Origin of the sequence: Roseomonas sp. HF4, assembly GCF_005222755.1 — a bacterium.
GTDB lineage: Bacteria > Pseudomonadota > Alphaproteobacteria > Acetobacterales > Acetobacteraceae > Neoroseomonas.
Window position 1 is genome coordinate 207,870 of the sequence record NZ_STGD01000008.1, and the last position, 19,583, is coordinate 227,452.

Sequence of the window (19,583 nt, forward strand, 5' to 3'; positions counted from 1 at the left end):
GCATGGGGTTCAACTGCGGCATCGTGGGCCTGCCGAATGTGGGCAAGTCCACCCTGTTCAACGCGCTGACGCAGACCGCCGCGGCGCAGGCGGCGAACTACCCGTTCTGCACCATCGAGCCGAATGTCGGGCGCGTCGCCGTGCCCGACCCGCGGCTCGAAGCGCTGTCGCGGATCGGCAAGTCGCAGAAGATCATCCCGACCAGCCTGGAGTTCGTGGACATCGCGGGCCTGGTGCGCGGCGCGTCCAAGGGGGAGGGCCTCGGCAACCAGTTCCTGGCGAATATCCGGGAGGTGGACGCGATCGTCCACGTGCTGCGCTGCTTCGAGGACGGCGACGTCACGCATGTGGAAGGCAGCGTTGACCCGATCCGCGACGCCGAGACGGTCGAGACGGAGCTCATGCTGGCCGACCTCGACAGCCTCGAGAAGCGGGCGCTTGGCCTGGTGAAGCGCGCGCGTGGCGGGGACAAGGAAGCCGTCGCGCAGATGGCGCTGATCGACCCCATCAAGGCGGCGCTGGAAGCGGGCCGCCCCGCGCGCACCGCGGTGCCGAAGGGGGAGGAAGCCGCGGCATCGCGCCTGCAGCTCATGACCACGAAGCCCGTGCTCTATGTCGCGAATGTCGAGGAGGCGAGCGCGGCCACCGGCAACGCGCAGTCCGAGCGCGTGTTCGCCAAGGCGCGCGCGGAAGGGGCGCAGGCCGTGGTGGTCTCGGCGGCCATCGAGGCCGAGATCAGCCAGATGCCCGAAGCCGACCGCGCGGAGTTCCTGGCCTCCCTCGGGCTCGAGGATTCCGGGCTCGATCGCATCATCCGCGCCGGCTACACGCTGCTCGGCCTGGTCACCTACTTCACGGTCGGGCCCAAGGAGACGCGGGCCTGGACCATCGTGAAGGGCATGAAGGCGCCCGCCGCCGCCGGCGTCATCCATGGCGACTTCGAACGCGGCTTCATCGCGGCCGAGACCATCGCGTATGACGACTACGTGGCGCTCGGCGGCGAGCAGGGCGCCAAGGAAGCCGGCAGGATGCGGGTGGAAGGCAAGGAGTACGTCGTGAAGGACGGCGACGTGCTGCTGTTCCGCTTCAACGTGTGATACGCGCGGCTGCGGCGGACCGGGGCCCACGCCTCGCATGGTCATGAAGGGCGGGGGGAGAAGAGAACTTCTCCCCCCGCGCCCCCCTCAACCTTCCTTGCCGTTTGGCACTCGACCGTCCCGGGCTGGTGCCAGGCGCCAGAAAGGGGAGGGGGAGCGGGGGAGGTTCCCCTCCCCCGTCGCTTCGACCGCAGGCCTCAGTCCCGGGCGGCAGGACAGCGCCTCAGCGCCCCGGCGGTGCCGTCCGCGCCTCTCCCGTCACCGGGTCGGGCGGTGGCAGCGCCGTGCCGCGCGGGCCGAGGCCGTCGCGTTCACGCGCAGGCTCGCCGCAGGCGGCGAGCAGCAGGGACAGCAGCAGGACGGGAAACGAAAATCGGGCAGCGGCGCGGAACGTCATGCCGCCGCTTAGCACGGGCGGCGCCGCGCGCTAAACGGGCGCCGCGCAGCAGCGGAGAGCCCCATGCCCGACACCATCGCCCCCATGATCGGCTTCATCGGCGGATCGGGCGTCTACGACCTCGACGGGCTCGAGGACCGCGCCTGGGTGAAGGTCGCGACCCCCTGGGGCGACCCGTCGGACGAGATCCTGACCGGCGTGCTCTCCGGCGTCCGCGTCGCCTTCCTGCCACGGCACGGGCGCGGCCACCCGAACCCACCCTCGGCGCTGAACTACCGCGCGAATGTCGACGCCATGAAGCGGATCGGCTGCACGGACCTCGTCTCGCTCTCGGCCGTGGGGTCGCTCAGGGCGGAACTGCCGCCGGGCCACTTCGTCATCGTCGACCAGTTCATCGACCGCACCTTCGCGCGCGAGAAATCCTTCTTCGGCCCGGGCTGCGTCGCGCACGTCTCGGTCGCGCACCCGACCTGCCCGCGCCTGTCCGACGCGCTGGAAGGCGCCGCGCGGGAGATCGGCATCCCGCACACGCGCGGCGGCACATACCTGGTCATGGAAGGCCCGCAGTTCAGCACGAAGGCCGAGAGCCTGCTCTACCGGCAATGGGGCTGCGACGTTATCGGCATGACCAACATGCCCGAGGCCAAGTTGGCCCGCGAAGCGGAGCTCTGCTACGCGAGCATGGCCATGGTCACCGACTTCGACTGCTGGCATCCGGACCACGACCACGTGACGGTCGAGCAGGTGGTGAAGGTCCTGTTCTCCAACGCCGATCGGGCGCGGGCGCTGGTGAAGGCCGTCGTGCCGCGGCTCGGCGCGCCGCGCGGCCCGTGCCCCGCCGGCTGCGACCGCGCGCTCGACCATGCGCTGATCACGGTGCCCGAGAAGCGCGACCCGGCGCTGCTCGCGAAGCTCGACGTGGTGGCGGGGCGCGTGCTCGGCGCTTGAATGGCGCCGCGCCCGCATCGGAGAGGATGCGGGCGCGGGCCCTGCGCTTTCCCCCGGTCGGGCGCGGCGGCCTTGGGGCAGTGGCGGCCGCGGGGCGCAGAGGCGCCCGCCCGGGGGCGCGCGCGGCTCACCGCATGGCGGCGATGTCGATCACCTCGGTGGCGGGCAGGCCCGCGACCTGGCCGAGCGCGCGCGGCGCACCGGTCTCGAGGTTCACCATGTGCAGCGTGGCGCCCACGAGCAGGAAGCCCGTATTCGCGCCATCGGCGCCCGCCAGGATGTCGAAGGCGACGCCGGGCGGCAGCGTCTCCGCCACCTGGCCGCGCGGCTGCTGCACGCCGTCGTTCGGCGGCGCCTGCAGGTTGAAGCTCCGCGTCAGCGTGTCGATGGTGTAGAGCGCCGTCGCTTGCGTGCCGGCGACGCTGTTGGTGTAGGCGCCGGCGACGACGCGCGGCGTGGTCTCGGCGAAGGGCGTGCCGGCGGCGTATTTCAGCGTGCCGTCGGTGACGGCCATGCCGGTCTCGACGTTCACGCGCAGGTTCACGCCGTTCATGCCCATCAGGCGGAGGCGATTGGCCATCGGGTTGAAGTCCACGACGGCGCGCCCGCCCGAGGCGAAGTCCACGTTCAGGCGGCTCACCTGCGTCGCGCGGCCGTTGGCGGGGTCGATCGTCACGATCTGGCCGCGCTCGGTGACGCCATAGAGGCGGCCATCCTGCGGGCGCTGGTCGATGCCGAGCAGCCGGCCGTCGGCCCCGGTGACGCGCAGGGGCGCGCCGGCGCGGCGGGTCTCGCTGTCGATGCTGACCAGCGCGTTGTCGGCGGTCAGGCCAATGAGCGTCGCGGCCTGCGCGCCCGCGGCGGCGGTGATCATGCCAAAGGCGGCAAGGGCCAGGCGGAAGGTGGTCGTCATGGCGGTCTCTCCTGCATCGGCAGGGCCATGACCGGCCCCGCTGACTGCCTTACGGAGGGGCGCCGCGGCCGGATGCAGGGCGCCAGCAAAAAGACGGGGGCGTTTTCCGCAACACCGGCACCGGCCCGCACCGCCACCCATCCAGGATATTGTCGTTGGGTGGCCGGGTGGCGGTGCGGGCCGGTGCCGTTTCCCGGGACGCGGAAAACGCCCTAGAGCAGCGTCCGGTCGCGTGGAACCGCTGCGCGGTTCCGCCGACCGGACATAAGATGCTCTAGAGTCTATGTTTTCTAGAGCAAGAAATCCGACCAGATGATTCCATCTGGTCGGATATTGCTCTAAGCGCCGCGGGCGGGCGCCAGCCGGCCAATGAACAGGATCGGCCCCGTCGGCCGTCCGGTCGGCGAGCCGCCAGGCGGCTCCAGCGTGATCTCGATCAGCATCCCCGGCTCCGGCCGGATGGAGGCCGGCGTCACGGTCAGGCGTGCATCGCGCGCCGGGATCAGGCCGAGCGAGGTCGGCGCCGTCGCCCCCTGCGGCAGCGCCCACAGCTGCATGACGCGATCGGACGGCACCGGCTGCGGGTTCAGCGCGGCAAGGCGGAGCGCGCCGCCCTCCGCCTCGACCAGCCAGGCGGGCTGGTCGCGCTGCGTCAGCAGCACCGTCATCAGACGCGGCTCCGGCGCGGGGCGGACCACCAGCAGCGCCGCGAGGCCGGCGGCGGCCACGCTCGCGCCCAGCGCCCAGATGCGCCAGAAGCGCGGCGCCGCGGCGGCCGCGCGCGGCGGGCCGTCGAGCGCCGTCGCGATACGGTCCCAGAGGCCGGGCGGCGGCGCCTCGGGCGGGGCCAGCACCGTCAGCGGCGCGAGCCGCATTTCCCAGCCCTGCACGGCGTCGCGCAGCGCGGCGTCGGTCTCCATCGCGCGCCGCACCTCCGCCGCCGCGCGCGCGTCCAGCGTGCCCAGCACGTATTCGGCGGCGAGCGCGTCGCGCCCGTCGGGGTCGGTCGGGATCATGCCAGGCACTCCCTGAGCGCCAGCAGGCCGCGCCGGATCCAGGACTTGACCGTGCCGAGCGGCAGGCCAAGCCGGTCCGCGATCTGCGGATGCGACAGCCCGTGCACGAAAGCAAGGACGATGCCGTCGCGGTTCCTGGGCTCGAGCGCCGAGAGGCATTCCTGCAGCCGGCGGCCTTCCTCGGTGGCGGCCAGGCGCTCCTCGGCCTCGGGCGCCACCGGCTGGTCGCCGAACGCGGGATCGTCGGTCGGCACCTCCCGGCCGCGGGCGCGGATGATGTCGAGGGCGGCATGGCGGACGATGCCGCCCAGCCAGGCCTCGGCATTGCCGCGCGCGGGGTCGAACTGCCCCGCGCGGCGCGCGACCTTGAGAAAAGCGTCCTGGATCGCGTCCGCGGCGGCGTCGCGGTCGCGCAGGATCGCGTTCGCCACGCCGAACAGCCGGACCGACTGGCGTTCGTACACGGCGCGCAGGGCAGCCCTGTCGCCGGCCGCGATGGCGGCGAGCAGGCCCGGCAGGTCGCTGGCATCCGTCATTCCGGCGCGGAACAGGCCATGGGCGCCATCGGCGGTCAAGCGCAACGAACCCATTGCACCGCGGCGCCCGCGCCCCGATCATCCCCGGCAACGAGGACAACAGGAGGCCGACCGATGCCGCGCTTCACGCTTTCCCGCCGGGCGCTCGGCGCCGCAGCGCTCGCCCCGCTCGCCAGGCCCGCCTTCGCGCAGCCCACGCCCATCCGCATCGGGGAGCTGAATTCCTACGCCCGCATGGCCGCCTTCGCCGTGCCCTACCGCAACGCCATGCAGCAGGCACAGGACGCGGTGAACGCCGCCGGCGGCGTGATGGGCGGGCGGCGAATCGAATTCGTCTTCCGCGACGACGGCGCGACGCCGGGCGACGCGGTGCGCGTGGCCGAGGAACTGCTGACGCGGGAGGGCGTGTCCTTCCTGGTCGGCACCTTCCTGTCGAACATCGGACTCGCGGTGGCGGACTTCGCGAATCAACGCAAGCGCCTGTTCCTCGCGACCGAGCCGCTGACCGACGCGCTGACCATGGCGCAGGGCAACCGCTACACCTGGCGCCTGCGGCCCTCGACCTACATGCAGACGCGCATGCTGGTGGACGCGATCCGCGGCCGCAACGTGCGCCGCTGGGCGATCGTGGCACCCAACTACGAATACGGCCAGTCGGCCGCCGCCAACTTCAAGCGCCTGCTGCCCGCCGCCATCCCGGGCGCCGAGATCGTGGCCGAGCAGTTCCCGGCGCTCGGCCGCATCGATGCGGGTGCGACCGTCGGCGCGCTCGGCCAGGCGCGGCCGGACGGCATCTTCAACGTGCTGTTCGGCGCCGACCTCACCGCCTTCGTGCGGGAAGGCAACACGCGCGGGCTGTTCGAACGCCGCACCGTCGTCTCCCTGCTGACGGGCGAACCGGAATACCTGATCCCGCTCGGCGAGGAGACGCCGGAGGGCTGGATCGTCACCGGCTATCCCTGGGACCAGGTGACCGGCATGCCGGGCCACCAGGCCTTCGTGGATGGCTACCGCGCGCGCTTCAACGATACGCCGCGCAAGGGCTCGCTGCTCGGCTACGTGACCGTCCAGGTCATCGCGAGCCTGCTGAACAAGGCCAATTCCCTGGACAATGAGGCGCTGGTGGATGCGCTGGCGGACCTGCGCACCGATAGCGTGGTGGGCCCCGTTGTCATGCGCGGGCTCGACCACCAGGGCACCATGGGCACCTGGGTCGGCGAGACCACGCTGCGCGGTCGCCAGGGCGCGATGAAGAACGCCCGCTACGCGGACGGCGCCAACTACATGTTCTCCGAGGCCGAGGTGCGCGCCGCGCGACCGGGCTGACGCTTCGTGGATTGGGACTTCCTGCTGGTCCAGTCCCTGTCGGGGCTGGCCAGCGCATCGTCGCTCTTCGTCATCGCCTCCGGCCTGACCATCGTGTTCGGCGTCACGCGCATCGTGAACTTCGCGCATGGGTCCTTCTACATGCTGGGCGCCTATGTCGCGGTGACGGTGGTGCCCTGGCTGCTGGAATTCGACCGGTCGCCCTGGCTGTTCTTCGTGGGCGTGCTCGTCTCGGCGCTCGCGGTCGGCGCGATGGGCGTGGCGATGGAGATGCTGCTGCTGCGGCGCATCTACCGCGTGCCGGAACTGTTCCAGCTGCTGGCGACCTTCGGCGTGGTGCTGATCGTGCAGGACCTGGTGCTGCTCGTGTGGGGGCCGGTCGACATCACCGGGCCGCGCGCGCCGGGCATGCGGCACGCGGTCTACATCTTCGACCAGCGCTTCCCGGCCTATGAGCTGTTCCTGATCTTCGTGGGTCCCGCCGTGCTGGGCTTGCTCTGGCTGCTGATGCACCGCACGCGCTTCGGCGTGCTGATCCGCGCGGCAACCCAGGACCGGGAGATGGTGGGCGCGCTCGGCGTCAACCAGGCGATGCTGTTCACCGGGACGCTGTTCCTCGGCGCCGCGCTGGCGGGGCTCGGCGGCGCGCTGCAGATCCCGCGCGTTTCCGCCAATCCGCAGATGGATCTGTCGATCATCACCGAAGCCTTCGTCGTGACGGTCATCGGCGGCATGGGATCGGTCCCGGGGGCGTTCCTGGCCGCGGTGCTGATCGGGCAGTTGCAGGCCTTCGGCGTGCTGATCTTCCCCAAGATCACGCTGGTGCTGGTGTTCCTGCTGATGGCGGCGGTGCTGGTGGTCAAGCCCTGGGGGCTGCTGGGCCGCCCGGAAGCGGCGGCGGGCCGCGCGGTGCTGCCCGAGGGCATCCTGGACCCGGGGCCACTCGACCTCGCAGGCAAGTTGCTGGCGGCGGCGGGGCTGGCCGGCGTGCTCGCCCTGCCGCTGCTCGACGCCTATGCGGTCAAGGTCGGCACCGAGGTGCTGATCCTCGCGCTGGCCGCCTTCTCGCTGAACTTCCTCGTCGGCAATGGCGGCATCGTGTCGTTCGGACATGCGGCCTATTTCGGGCTAGGTGCCTATGGCGCGGGGCTGCTCGTGACGCGGCTCGGCGTGCCCATGGAACCCGCGCTGCTGGCCGCGCCACTGGCCGGCGGCGCCTTCGCGGCGCTGTTCGGCTTCTTTGTCGTGCGGCTGTCGGGCATCTACCTCGCAATGCTGACGCTGGCCTTCGCGCAGATCGCCTATGCCGTGGTGTTCCAGTGGGTGGAGGTGACCGGCGGCGACAACGGCCTTGTCGGCGTCTGGCCGTCATCCTGGGCCGCGTCGCGGGAGGTGTATCACTACCTCGTTGCCGCGGTGACCTTGGCTGCCATCATCGGGCTGCGCCGCGTCATCCACGCGCCCTTCGGCGCGACGCTGCGGGCGGCGCGGGATTCGGCGCAGCGCGCGGATGCGATCGGCGTCGACGTCCGCACGCATCGCTGGCTCGGCTTCATGCTGGCCGGCACGGCGGCCGGCCTGGCGGGCGGGCTCTACGCCTTCTCCAAGGGATCGATCGACCCGACGCTGCTCGGCATCCCGATGAGCGTGGATTTCCTGTCCATGCTGCTGCTGGGCGGCATCCAGTCGGTGCTCGGGCCCATCGCGGGCGCGGCGGCGCTGCATGCCATCAAGGACTTCTTCCTGCCGCTGACCGACCATTGGCGGCTGTTCATGGGGCTGTCGATCATCGCCATGGTGCTGGTGTTCCCGCGCGGCCTGGCCGGCGCCTGGGCCAGCATCAGGAGGCGATCGGCATGACGCTGCTCGCGGCCGAGGGCCTGACCAAGCGCTTCGGCGGCGTCGTGGCCGCGAAGGATGTCTCCTTCGCGCTCGATGCGGGGGAGATGCTGGCCATCATCGGCCCGAACGGCGCCGGCAAGTCGACGACCTTCAACATGGTGGGCGGGCAGCTGCGCCCGGATGCCGGGCGCGTTACGCTGGCCGGGCGGGACATCACGGGGGTCCCGCCGCGCGCGGTCTGCCGCCTCGGCGTCGGGCGCACCTTTCAGGTTGCGCAGACCTTCCTGTCCTTCACCGTCATCGGCAACGTGCAGATGGCGCTGATCGCACACCACGGGCAGACGCGGCGGCTGCTGGCCGATGCGGCGGCGATGCACCGCGATGCCGCGCGCGCGCTGCTGGACCGCGTCGGCATGGCCGCGCAGGCGGAACGCCCGATCGGGGAGCTCGCCTATGGCGACGTCAAGCGCGTCGAGCTCGCCATCGCGCTCGCCGCCGCGCCGCGCCTGCTGCTGATGGACGAACCCACCGCCGGCATGGCGCCGGCCGAGCGCACCGCGCTGATGGCGCTGGTCGCCGGCATCGCGCGGGAAGGCGCGATCGGCGTGCTGTTCACCGAGCACGACATGGACGCGGTCTTCGCCCATGCCGACCGCATCCTGGTGCTGGTGCGGGGCGAGATCATCGCGCGCGGCAGCCCCGGGGAGGTGCGCGCCGACCCCGAGGTGCAGCGCGTCTATCTCGGCCATTCCGGCACCCGCGCCGCCGAGCGCGCGACGCGCGCCGCCCATGGCTGAGCGCGTCCTCGAGGTCGCTGGGCTGCGTGCCGGCTACGGCCCGGCCGAAGTGCTGTTCGGCGTGGAGCTCACCCTTGCGCGCGGGGAGGTCGCGGCCCTGATGGGGCGCAACGGCGCCGGCAAGACCACGACGCTCAAGGCCATCATGGGGCTGCTGCCGCCGCGCGCGGGCAGCGTCCGCTTCGCGGGCCGCGACATCGCGGGCCTCGCATCCTTTCGCATCGCGCGCATGGGGCTCGGCTACGTGCCGGAGGACCGGCGCATCTTCACCGACCTGACGGTGATGGAGAACCTCGAGGTCGGGCGCCGCGGCGGCGCCGGCGGCAGCGCCTGGACGCCCGAACGCCTCTTCGCGATCTTCCCGAACCTCGCCGAGATGCGCAGCCGCCGCGCCGGCGCCATGTCCGGCGGCGAACAGCAGATGCTGACCATCGCGCGCACGCTGATGGGCAACCCCCTGGCCGTGCTGCTCGACGAGCCCTCCGAGGGCCTCGCCCCCGTCATCGTCGAGCAGATGGCCGAGGCGGTGCTGAGCATGAAGGCGGAAGGCATCTCGGTGCTGGTCTCCGAGCAGAACCTCGACTTCGCCGCGACGGTCGCGGACCGCGCGCTGATCCTGGAGAAGGGGACGGTGCGCTGGGAGGGCAGCATCGCGGCGCTCGAGGCGGACGAGGATGTCCGCCGCGCCTACCTGACGGTGTGACCGCCATGGCCCGACGCATCGCCGGCATCGACGTGGGCGGCACCTTCACCGACCTCGTGATGCAGGAGGCCGACGGATCGATCCGCATCGCCAAGGTGCCGACCACGGCGGTCAACCAGGCGGGCGGCGTGCTGGCTGCGATCGAGGCGGCGGGCACCACGCCCGCCGGGATCGACCTGATCGTGCACGGGACCACGGCGACGACGAATGCGGTGCTCGAACGCAAGCTCGCGAAGGTGGGGCTGATCACCACGGCGGGGTTCCGGGACGTGCTGGAACTCGGCCGCCGTACGCGCCCGCGCGCCTATGGCATGACCGGGTCCTTCGAGCCGCTGGTGCCGCGCGAATGGCGGCGCGAGGTGCCCGGACGGATGGATGCGCGCGGCGGGGTCGTGACCCCACTGGACGAGACCGCGGTCGAGCGCGAAGTGCGCGCGCTGCTCGCCGCGGGCTGCGAGGCGCTCGTCATCCATTTCCTGCACGCCTACGCCAACCCGGCGCATGAACTCCGCGCCGGGGAGATCGCGCGAGCCATCTGGCCCAACGGCTACGTCACGCTCGGCCACGCCCTGCTGTCGGAGTTCCGCGAATACGAACGTGGCACCACCGCATCCGTGAACGCCGCGGTGCAGCCCGTGCTCGACCGCTACATCCGCCACCTGCAGGACCGGCTTTCGGAGGCCGGGCACCGGCGCGACCTGCTGGTGATGAACGGCAATGGCGGCACGGTGCCCGCGCGCGCGGTAGCGGCGGAGGCGGCCAAGACCGTGATGTCCGGCCCGGCCTCGGGCGTCATGGCGGCGGCAGCGACGCTTGCGCAATCGGGCGTCGTCAACGCAATCACCTGCGACATGGGCGGCACCTCGACCGACGTCGCGCTGATCGCGGGCGGCGCGCCGGAGGTCTCCGCCGAGCTCTCCATCGCCTATGGCCTGCCGATCCATCTGCCGATGGTCGACGTACGCACGGTCGGCGCCGGCGGCGGCTCGATCGCCTGGATCGACCGCGGCGGGATGCTGCGCGTCGGCCCAGAAAGCGCAGGCTCCATGCCCGGGCCGATCTGCTACGGGCGCGGCGGCACGCGGCCGACCGTGACGGATGCGAACCTGCTGCTCGGGCGGCTCGATCCCGATGCGCTGCTGGCGACGGCGCGGCGCGTCTCCGTCGAGGAAATCCGCGAGGCCTTCGCGCGCGAAATCGGCGACCCGCTCGGCATGACGCCGGAACAGGCGGCCGAGGCCGTGATCCGGCTGGCCAACGTGCTGATGGCGGGCGCCATCCGCATGGTCTCGCTCTCCCGCGGGCACGACCCGCGCGACTTCGCGCTGTTCGCCTTCGGCGGCGCCGGGCCGCTGCATGCGGTGGCGCTGGCGCGCGAGATCGGCATCCCCGAGGTCTTCATCCCCTTCCGCCCCGGACTGACCAACGCGCTCGGCTGCCTGGTGGCCGACCTGCGGCAGGACGTGGTGAACACGCTGAACCACGGCCTCGACGACATCGCGGCGGAGGAGATCGCGGACGTGCTGGCCGCCCAGGAGGCGCGCGGCCGCGCCGGCGTCGAGGCCGGCGGCGCCGAGGTCGAGCGCATCGAGGTGCACCGCGTCGCCGAGATGCAGTTTCGCGGCCAGACGCACCTGATCCGCGTACCCCTCGCCTCCGCCACGCCATCGCGCGCCGAGGTGCAGGCCGCCTTCGAGGCCGCCTATTTCGCGCGCTTCCAGGTGCGCCTGCCGGAGATCCGCGCGGTTCTCGTGAACCTCGCGACCAGCGTCGTCGGCCGGCGCCTGCCCTTCGACCTGCGGGCCCTGGCCGCGGGCGAGGCCGGCAAAGCGCGGCTCGGATCGCGGCCGCTCTACGCCGACGGCGCCTGGCACGAGGCGACGGTCTGGCGGCGCGAGGCGCTGGCGGAAGGCACGGAAGTGAGCGGGCCGGCCATCCTGCAGCAGGCGGATGCGACGATCGTGCTGGAACCGGGCAGCAGCGCGACAGTGGATGCGCTCGGCAACCTGAGGGTGCGGTCATGAGGACAGACAGGTCGGGGGAGGAGAACCTCCCCCGAGCCCCCTCCCTTCTTTGTCATTTTGGCGCCGCCCTTCGGCGTCAGTCCCCAACGGCCAAAAGAAGGAGGGGGTTCGGGGGAGTTCACTCCCCCGACCTGTCCGCCTGATGGACGCGCTGACCCTCGCCGTCATCCAGGCCGGGCTCGTGCAGGTCTGCAACGAGATGGACCTGGCCTTCTCCCGCGCCGCCTTCTCGCCCGTCATCGCGGAAGCCGACGACCGGTCGGACGGCATCTACGCGGCGGAAGACGGCGCGCTGATCGCGCAGGGGGAGGGCGGGCTGCCGGTCTTCGTCGGCGCCATGCAGCACAGCGCCGGGCACATCATCCGCCTGATCCGCGAGGGCGCCGTCGCGCCGCCGGAACCGGGCGACGTCTACATCGTCAACGACCCCTATCTCGGCGGCACGCACCTGATGGATGTGCGCTTTGCCCGGCCCTTCTTCGTGGATGGCCCAGGGGGACCAAGCCTGTTCTGCTGGCTGCAGAACACCGGCCACTGGCCCGACACCGGCGGCATGGTTCCCGGCGGCTTCAGCGCCCACGCGACGGAGGTCGAGCAGGAAGGGCTGCGCCTGCCGCCCGTGAAACTGTTCAAGCGCGGCGAGATGGACCGCGAGATCCTGTCGATCATCCAGTCCAACATCCGCGTCGCCGACCAGCGCATCGGCGACATCAAGGCGCAGGCGGCGGCGCTGCTGGTCGGCGAACGTCGGCTTTCCGAGATGATCGCGCGCTACGGCGTCGCCACCCTGACGGATGCCATAGCCCTGATCCGCGACCGCGCCGCCGAGCGCATGCGCGCCGAGATCCGCCGCATGCCGGAAGCCACGTGGCGCGCCGAGGCCTTCGTCGATTCCGACGGCGTGGTGGATGAACCACTGCGCATCGCGCTTTCCGTCACGCGGCGCGGCGATACGCTCCGCTTCGACTTCACGGGATCCTCGCCCCCCTGCCAGGGGCCGATGAATTCCGTCTGGGCGACCACCTTCTCGGCCGTCTGCCTCGGCGTGAAGCACATCTTCCCCGACATCCCGATCAATGCCGGGACCTTCGCGCCGCTCGACATCATCCGGCCGGAGGGCACCTTCCTCGACGCGCGCTACCCGCGCCCGGTCTCGGGCTGCGCGGCGGAGGTGAGCCAGCGCATCGCGGAGGCGGTGTTCCTGTGCCTCGTTCAGGCCTTGCCGGATGAAGTCACCGCGGCACCCGCCGGCACCTCGGGCAATTTCGCGCTCGGCGGCGTCGACCCCGCACGCGGCGCGGGCTACGTGATGTACCAGATCACCGGCGGCGGCTACGGCGGCAATGCGCGGGAGGACGGGCTGACCAACGGCTGCTCCACCATCGGCATCAGCAAGACCGCGCCAGTCGAGGTGATGGAGCAATACTACCCCGTGCTGTTCCGTCGCTTCGCGCTGCGCGAGGGCTCGGGCGGCGCGGGCCTGCACCGCGGTGGCTTCGGCGTGCACTACGAGGTCGAGCTGCTGCGCGGCGATGCGCGCGCGAGCTTCGTCATGGACCATGGACGCTTCGGCCCGCCGGGCGTGCTGGGCGGCGGCGACGGCGCGCCGAACGAGGTGCGGCTGCATCGCGGCGGCACCACCACCATCCCGCAGCACCTGTCGAAGGACCAGGGCATCGCGCTTGCCCCGGGCGACCGGGTGGAGGTGAAGACGCCGGGTGGCGGCGGCTACGGCGATCCCTTCGCGCGGGACGCGGCGCTCGTCGCGCGCGACGTCGGGCGCGGCTACTACACGCGGGACGAGGCCGCGGCACTTTTCGGCGTGGCGCTCGGCCCCGATGGCGGCGTGGACGCGGCGGCCACCGCCGCGCTGCGCCCGGGTCGCGCAGCATGACCACCTATCACCGCCCGGACAGCCTGGCCGAGGCGCTCGCGATCCGCGCGGAGACCGGCGCGCTGCCGCTGGCGGGCGGCACCGACATCCATCCGCTGCGCACGGCACGCGCCGCCTGGGGCGAGCCCTGGCGCGACGCGGTGCTCGACCTCTCGGCCGTGCCGGGGCTCGACGGCATCGCGGAGACCCCGGCCGGCTGGCGTATCGGCGCGCGCACCACATGGACCGCGATCGCGGAGGCGCCGCTGCCGCCGCTGTTCGACGGCCTGCGCGCCGCGGCGCGGGAGGTCGGCGGGCGCCAGGTGCAGAACCGCGGCACCATCGCCGGCAACCTGGTCACCGCCTCGCCCGCCGGGGACGGCATCCCGAACCTGCTGGCGCTGGCCGCGGAGGTCGAGTGCGTCTCGCTGTCCGGCACGCGGCGCCTGCCCGTCGCGGATTTCCTGACCGGCTACCGCGCGACGGCGCTGGCGCCGGGGGAGATCGTGGCGGCGCTGCATGTCCCGCGCCTCGACCATGGAAGCGGCAGCTTCGTGAAGCTTGGTGCGCGGCGGTATCTCGTGATCTCCATCGCCATGGCCGCCGGCGTGATCGCGCTCGACGGCGACCGCGTCGCGACGGCGCGGATCGCGCTCGGTGCCTGTTCGCCGGTCGCGCAGCGGCTGCCGGCGCTGGAAGCGGCGCTGGTCGGGTTGCATCGTTCGGAGATGGCGCGCGTGCCGCAGCCCGCGCACCTCGCGCCGATCGCGCCGATCGCCGACATCCGCGCATCCGCCGCCTATCGCCGCGACGCGGCGCTGGCCTTGCTGCGCGACCTGCTCGCGGGCTTCGCGCCATGATCGCGCTGACCGTCAACGGCACGCGGCACGAGGTCGCGGCGGATCCCTTCGCACCCCTGTCCGACACGCTGCGAGAGGTCCTCGGCCTGACCGGCACGAAGGAAGGCTGCAACGCCGGTGACTGCGGCGCCTGCACCGTGCTGCTGGACGGCGCGCAGGCCTGCGCCTGCCTCGTCTCGACCGCGCAGGCCGAGGGTGCCGAGATCACCACCGTCGAGGCCGCGGACCCGTTGCTCGATACGCTGCGCGCGGCCTTCCTCGCGCACGGGGCGGCGCAATGCGGCATCTGCACGCCGGGGATGCTGATGGCCGCGCTTGACCTGCTGCGGCGCAACGCGGCACCGGACCGCACGGCGGTCGAGGATGCGCTGGGCGGCGTGCTCTGCCGCTGCACGGGCTACCTGCAGATCGTGGACGCGGTGCTGGATGCGGCGCGGGGTGAAGCGCCGCCACACCCGTCCGGCAGCGGCGTCGGCGCCGCCATCCCGCGGCTCGACGGCGCGCCCAAGGTCGCGGGCACCGAGGCCTATGGCGCCGATGCCGCGCCGGCCGACGCGCTCTGGCTGCGCGTGGTGCGCTCGCCGCACGCGCATGCGCGCTTCACCCTCGGCGATCTTGACGCGGCGCGCGAACGGCTCGGTCTCGTCGCGATCCTGTCGGCGCGCGACGTGCCGGGGCTGAACGCCTTCGGCATCATGCCGAACCTCAAGGACCAGCCGGTCTTCGCGGAAGGCACCGTGCGCTACCGCGGCGAGGCGGTGCTTGGCCTGCTCGGCGCGCGGGCGGCGGTCGCGGCGGTGCGCGACGCCGACCTGCCCATCGCGTGGCAGACGCTGCCGGCGCTGCACGGCGTCGCGGCCGCGCTCGCGGACGGGGCGGCACGCCTGCACCACCACGCGCCGGGGAACGTGCTGGTGCGCGGGCATCTCCGCACCGGCGACACCGAAACAGCCTTCGCCGCCGCCGCCGCGCGCACCGAGGGCAGCTTCCGCACCGCCTTCGTCGAGCACGCCTATATCGAGCCCGAGGCCGGCCACGCGCTGCCCGGCGCGGACGGCGCCATGACAATCGTGGCCTGCACCCAGGCCCCCATGATGGACCGCGAGGAGACGGCGCGCGTGCTGGGCGTGCCCGACGACGCCGTGCGCATCATCCCGAGCGCCTGCGGCGGCGGGTTCGGCGGCAAGCTCGATGTTTCGGTGCAGCCGCTTCTGGCGGTCGCGGCGCGCGTGGCGAACCGGCCGGTCCGCATGGTCTATTCGCGCGCGGAAAGCATGGCGTCCTCGACGAAGCGCCACCCGGCCAGCCTGCATGCGCGCATGGCGGCGGATGCGCGGGGGCGCTTCACGGCCTTTGCGCTCGAGGGCGACTTCAACACCGGCGCCTATGCCAGCTGGGGGGCGACGGTCGCGAACCGCGTGCCGGTCCATGCCTCCGGCCCTTATCGCGTGCCGAACGTGCTGGCGCGCACGCGCGCGGTCTACACGAACGACACGCCGGCCGGCGCCTTCCGCGGCTTCGGCGTGCCGCAGGCGGCCATCGCGACCGAGGCGCTGGTGGACGACCTCGCGGAGGCGCTCGGCCTGGATCGGTGGGAGATCCGGCGGCGCAACGCGCTCGGCCACGGCGACGTCACGCCGTCCGGCCAGGTGCTGCACGCCTCGGCCGGGCTGCCCGAATGCCTCGATGCGCTGAAGCCGGCCTGGGCGGCGATGCTGGCCCGCGTCGCCGCGCACAACGCGACGCGACCGCGCCACCGCCTGGGCGCCGGCATCGCCTGCATGTGGTACGGCTGCGGCAACACGGCGCTGTCCAACCCGTCCACCATGCGCATCACGCTCACGCGCGACGGCACGCTGACGCTGTTCAACGGCGCGGTCGACATCGGCCAGGGCAGCACGACGGTCATCGGGCAGATCGCGGCCGAGGCCCTCGGCCTGCCGCTCGCCGCCCTGCGCCAGGTGGTGGGCGACACGGCGCTGACGCCGGATGCGGGCAAGACCTCGGCGTCCCGGCAGACCTTCGTCTCGGGCCGCGCGGCGCGCGATGCCGCAATGGCGCTGCGGGCACGGATCCTGGCGCTGGCGAATGCCGGCGACGGGGCGCGGCTTGCGCTGGAGGGCACGCGGCTCGCCGTGGCGGATGCCCACACCACGCGCGTGATCGACCTCGCCGCGCTCGACGCGGACCTGACGGCCGAAGCCCGCTACGATCCGCCGACCGTTCCCCTCGATGCCGATGGCCAGGGCGTGCCCTACGCGACCTACGGCTTCGCGGCCCAGGTCGCGCTGGTGCGCGTGGACACCGCGCTAGGCACCGTGAAGGTTGAGGAGATCGTGGTCGCGCAGGATGTCGGCCGCGCGGTGAACCCGCTGCTGGTCGCCGGGCAGATCCATGGCGGCATCGCGCAGGGGCTGGGCCTCGCGCTGATGGAGGAATTCATCCCTGGCCGCACCGAGAACCTGCACGATTACCTGATCCCGACCGCGGGCGACATGCCGGCCATCCGCATCCACCTGATCGAGGACCCGGAGCCCGAAGGCCCCTTCGGCGCCAAGGGCGTGGGCGAACCCGCGCTGGTGCCGACGGCGCCGGCGATCCTGTCCGCGATCCGGCACGCGACAGGCGTGCGCATGACCGAGGTGCCGGTGCTGCCGCATCGGTTGCATGAAAGGCTCGGGGGAGGAGAACCTCCCCCGGACCCCCTCCCTTCTTTGTCCCTTGGGGACTGACGTCCATGGATAGCGCCAGATGACAAGGAAGGTTGAGGGGGGTCAGGGGGGAGAAGTTCCCTTCTCCCCCCTGCCGCCGGAGGCATCCCCATGACATCCCGTGCCGCCCGCAGCGAAAAGTTCGGCGCATCCGAAGGCAACGGCATCATCCGCTGCGACGCCTGCCCCGTGCTCTGCCGCATCCGCCCCGGGCGTGCGGGCGCGTGTTCCCGCTACGCCAACCAGGATGGCGTGCTGGTGCGCACCGACCCGGCGCTGACGCTCGCACATGCCGTCGAGGACCACCGCCCCGTCGTGGCCTTCGCGGCGGGGGAGTGGGCCGGCGAGATGCTCGACCCGTCCCGCGCCTTCGTCACCGGCGTCGGCGCCGGCACCACCTATCCCGACTACAAGCCCGCGCCGTTCATCGTGGGGGCCACGCATGCCGGCGTGGACACGGTCACGGTCGTGACGGAGGGGATGTTCAGCTACTGCGGCGCGAAGGTGAAGATCGACACGGACCGGCATCTGGGGCCGGAAGCCGCGGCGGTGCGCGTGAACGGGGAGCAGGTCGGGCACGTCACGACCGCCGAATACGGCAGCCAGATGCTGTCCATCGGCGGCGTGCGGCACCTGACGGGCGGCAGCAAGAAGGAAGGCGTCGTCACCTGCGAGACGCTGCTGAAGCTCTGCGGCGCCGAGCCTGTCGAGATGACGATCGACGGCGGCCACGCCGTGGTCGTGCAGGCCGGCGCGGCGCCGATCGTGGACGGCACGCCCGAGACCCGCATGCGCGTCGGCTGCGGCAGCGCCACCGTCGGCATCTTCGCGCAGCAATGGCTCGGCCATGTGGACGAGGTGATCGTGGTCGACGACCACATCACCGGCGTGCTGAGCGAGCACCAGGCTGGCCGCGTGCTGAACATGCCGCCCGCCGGCATCCGCGTGCGCGGGCGGCGCTCCACGCCGGGGCGGTATTTCCAGGTGGCGCGGCCGGGATTGGGCTGGGGCGGGACGGACATCACCGATCCGCTCGAGGTGATCGAGCGGATCGACCCGAAGACGGCCTGGCCAGGCCTGCGCCTGCTGCTGACGAGCACGACCGGCGACCACGCGCTGTTCTGCGTGCTGGACGAGCAGCTGCGCCCCGTCCCGGCGGAGATGCCGCCCACCGTCCGCGCCGTCGTCGATCGCATCGGGGAGAACTGCGAGCCGTCCTTGTGTTCCGTCGTGTTCATGGCCGGTGCCGGCGGCAGCCTGCGCGCCGGCGTGACCGAGAACCCGGTGTTGCTGACGCAGTCCGTCGCGCGCGGGGAAACGCGCGTCACCATGGGCGGCGCGCCGGTCTATCTCTGGCCCGGCGGGGGCATCACCGTCATGGCGGACGTGCTGCGCATGCCGCGGCTGTCCTTCGGGCATGTGCCCACGCCGGCGATCGTCGCGCCGATCGAGTTCACCCTGCCGCGCGCGCTCTATGCGCGGCTCGGCGGGCACATGGACCAGGTCGTGCCGGTCGAGGAAGTGCTGCGTGGCCTCGGACAGGATCTGCGCGTCGAGACCTGGCACCCGGCCAATCCCTGGCCCTTCCCGCGCTGAGGCCATGCAGCCGCCGGTCGTGCAGCGCCTGGCGGGGGAACGGCTGCATCTGTCGCATGGGCCGATCGACGTGGTGCTGCGCGCCTGGGGGAGCCCCGAGGCCGTGCGCGCGGCCGAGTCGGCGGCGATGGCGCTGTTCCCCGGCATCCTGCCGGGACTCGCGGCCGAGTTGCATGAACTGCGTCGTCCATCCGCCGCGGGGCCGCGCGTGGCTCACCCTGTCGCGCGCCGCATGGTCGCCGCCTGCGCGCCCTTCGCGCCGGTCTTCGTGACGCCCATGGCTGCGGTGGCGGGCGCGGTGGCGGATGCGCTGCTCGCGGCGATGGTGGCGGCGGCGCCGCTCGCGCGCGCCTACGTGAACGACGGCGGGGACATCGCGCTGCATGTCGCGCCCGGCGAGTCGCTGGCGATCGGACTGGCAGCGGACCCGGCGCGACTCGCGCTCGACGGCGCGCTGCGCGTGACGGCCGAAAGCGGCATCGGCGGAATCGCGACCTCCGGGCGTCACGGGCGCTCCTTCTCCCTCGGCATCGCGGATGCGGTCACCGTGCTGGCGGGGGATGCGGTGGGGGCGGATGTCGCGGCGACGCTCATTGCCAACGCGGTCGACGTCGAAACGCCGGCGGTGCGCCGCGCGCCGGCCACGAGCCTCGACCCGGACAGCGACCTGGGCGGTCGGGCGGTTACCGTTGCGGTCGGCGCGCTCTCGCCGGCCGAGGGCGAGGCCGCGCTGGCAGCCGGGCTGGCGCGTGCCGAGTCCTTCCGGGCGCGCGGCCTGATCCTGGGGGCGGCGTTGCGCCTTGGCGGGCTTGTCCGGACCACGGGCGCCGCGGCGTTGCCTGGCCCCTGAACGCAGAAAGGGGCGCCTTGCGGCGCCCCTTCCCGTCTCGTGCTTTCGCGTGTCGCGATCGCTTAGCGGAGGACGATCTCCACGCGCCGGTTCT

16 protein-coding genes are annotated in these 19,583 nt (G+C 72.5%); 12 read left to right on the forward strand and 4 right to left on the reverse strand.

Annotated features, from left to right (window positions below; genetic code table 11):
• The first annotated feature begins 2 nt into the window (after positions 1 to 2).
• On the forward strand, positions 3 to 1,097 hold the full coding sequence (ychF, locus tag E8M80_RS14340; RefSeq protein WP_137126382.1) for a redox-regulated ATPase YchF: 1,095 nt from the start codon (positions 3 to 5) through the stop codon (positions 1,095 to 1,097).
• A gap of 223 nt (positions 1,098 to 1,320) precedes the next feature.
• Here the strand turns inward: ychF and E8M80_RS25985 are convergent, their stop codons facing one another.
• On the reverse strand, positions 1,321 to 1,494 hold the full coding sequence (locus tag E8M80_RS25985) for a hypothetical protein (protein ID WP_170979413.1): 174 nt from the start codon (positions 1,492 to 1,494) through the stop codon (positions 1,321 to 1,323).
• A 63-nt stretch (positions 1,495 to 1,557) separates the two neighbouring features.
• Between E8M80_RS25985 and E8M80_RS14345 the strand changes: the two genes are divergently transcribed.
• Positions 1,558 to 2,442 (forward strand): S-methyl-5'-thioadenosine phosphorylase, encoded by an 885-nt coding sequence (locus tag E8M80_RS14345; RefSeq protein WP_137126383.1) that lies wholly within the window; start codon positions 1,558 to 1,560, stop codon positions 2,440 to 2,442.
• A 127-nt stretch (positions 2,443 to 2,569) separates the two neighbouring features.
• Here E8M80_RS14345 and E8M80_RS14350 read toward each other — a convergent pair whose 3' ends face one another.
• The 3 genes from E8M80_RS14350 to E8M80_RS14360 all read right to left on the reverse strand — a co-directional run bounded on the left by E8M80_RS14350 (position 2,570) and on the right by E8M80_RS14360 (position 4,946).
• Positions 2,570 to 3,355 carry a DUF4394 domain-containing protein gene (locus tag E8M80_RS14350; protein WP_170979414.1) on the reverse strand — a complete coding sequence of 262 codons (786 nt, stop codon included), beginning with the start codon at positions 3,353 to 3,355 and terminating at the stop codon, positions 2,570 to 2,572.
• Between the two features lie 338 nt (positions 3,356 to 3,693).
• Positions 3,694 to 4,371, reverse strand: a complete 678-nt coding sequence (locus E8M80_RS14355; RefSeq protein ID WP_137126385.1) for an anti-sigma factor domain-containing protein — start codon at positions 4,369 to 4,371, stop codon at positions 3,694 to 3,696.
• Positions 4,368 to 4,946: a sigma-70 family RNA polymerase sigma factor gene (locus E8M80_RS14360; RefSeq protein WP_240790040.1), complete on the reverse strand. Its 579-nt coding sequence runs from the start codon at positions 4,944 to 4,946 to the stop codon at positions 4,368 to 4,370. Before E8M80_RS14360 ends, E8M80_RS14355 begins: the two co-directional genes overlap by 4 nt.
• A gap of 75 nt (positions 4,947 to 5,021) precedes the next feature.
• Here E8M80_RS14360 and E8M80_RS14365 point away from each other — a divergent pair, with 75 nt between their 5' ends.
• The 10 genes from E8M80_RS14365 (at position 5,022) to E8M80_RS14410 (ending at position 19,489) form a co-directional block, all read left to right on the forward strand.
• A complete protein-coding gene (locus E8M80_RS14365; protein WP_137126386.1) occupies positions 5,022 to 6,233 on the forward strand; it encodes an ABC transporter substrate-binding protein in 1,212 nt (403 codons plus the stop codon).
• A 6-nt stretch (positions 6,234 to 6,239) separates the two neighbouring features.
• Positions 6,240 to 8,093: an ABC transporter permease gene (locus E8M80_RS14370; RefSeq protein ID WP_137126387.1), complete on the forward strand. Its 1,854-nt coding sequence runs from the start codon at positions 6,240 to 6,242 to the stop codon at positions 8,091 to 8,093.
• The gene (locus E8M80_RS14375) at positions 8,090 to 8,872 is read left to right on the forward strand and encodes an ABC transporter ATP-binding protein (protein WP_137126388.1); all 783 of its coding nucleotides are present in this window, start codon (positions 8,090 to 8,092) and stop codon (positions 8,870 to 8,872) included. Before E8M80_RS14370 ends, E8M80_RS14375 begins: the two co-directional genes overlap by 4 nt.
• On the forward strand, positions 8,865 to 9,575 hold the full coding sequence (locus tag E8M80_RS14380; RefSeq protein ID WP_137126389.1) for an ABC transporter ATP-binding protein: 711 nt from the start codon (positions 8,865 to 8,867) through the stop codon (positions 9,573 to 9,575). Before E8M80_RS14375 ends, E8M80_RS14380 begins: the two co-directional genes overlap by 8 nt.
• 5 nt (positions 9,576 to 9,580) lie before the next feature.
• Positions 9,581 to 11,599, forward strand: a complete 2,019-nt coding sequence (locus E8M80_RS14385; RefSeq protein WP_137126390.1) for a hydantoinase/oxoprolinase family protein — start codon at positions 9,581 to 9,583, stop codon at positions 11,597 to 11,599.
• Positions 11,600 to 11,741: 142 nt separating this feature from the next.
• Positions 11,742 to 13,493 carry a hydantoinase B/oxoprolinase family protein gene (locus tag E8M80_RS14390; RefSeq protein WP_137126391.1) on the forward strand — a complete coding sequence of 584 codons (1,752 nt, stop codon included), beginning with the start codon at positions 11,742 to 11,744 and terminating at the stop codon, positions 13,491 to 13,493.
• A complete protein-coding gene (locus tag E8M80_RS14395; protein ID WP_137126392.1) occupies positions 13,490 to 14,332 on the forward strand; it encodes a xanthine dehydrogenase family protein subunit M in 843 nt (280 codons plus the stop codon). The genes E8M80_RS14390 and E8M80_RS14395 overlap by 4 nt, the downstream gene beginning before the upstream one ends.
• Positions 14,329 to 17,064 (forward strand): molybdopterin cofactor-binding domain-containing protein, encoded by a 2,736-nt coding sequence (locus E8M80_RS14400; protein ID WP_137126393.1) that lies wholly within the window; start codon positions 14,329 to 14,331, stop codon positions 17,062 to 17,064. Before E8M80_RS14395 ends, E8M80_RS14400 begins: the two co-directional genes overlap by 4 nt.
• A 90-nt stretch (positions 17,065 to 17,154) precedes the next feature.
• Complete coding sequence (locus E8M80_RS14405; protein WP_137126394.1) at positions 17,155 to 18,639, forward strand: 6-hydroxynicotinate reductase; 1,485 nt, start codon at positions 17,155 to 17,157, stop codon at positions 18,637 to 18,639.
• A gap of 4 nt (positions 18,640 to 18,643) precedes the next feature.
• A complete protein-coding gene (locus tag E8M80_RS14410) occupies positions 18,644 to 19,489 on the forward strand; it encodes a UPF0280 family protein (protein ID WP_137126395.1) in 846 nt (281 codons plus the stop codon).
• Positions 19,490 to 19,583: the final 94 nt, after the last annotated feature.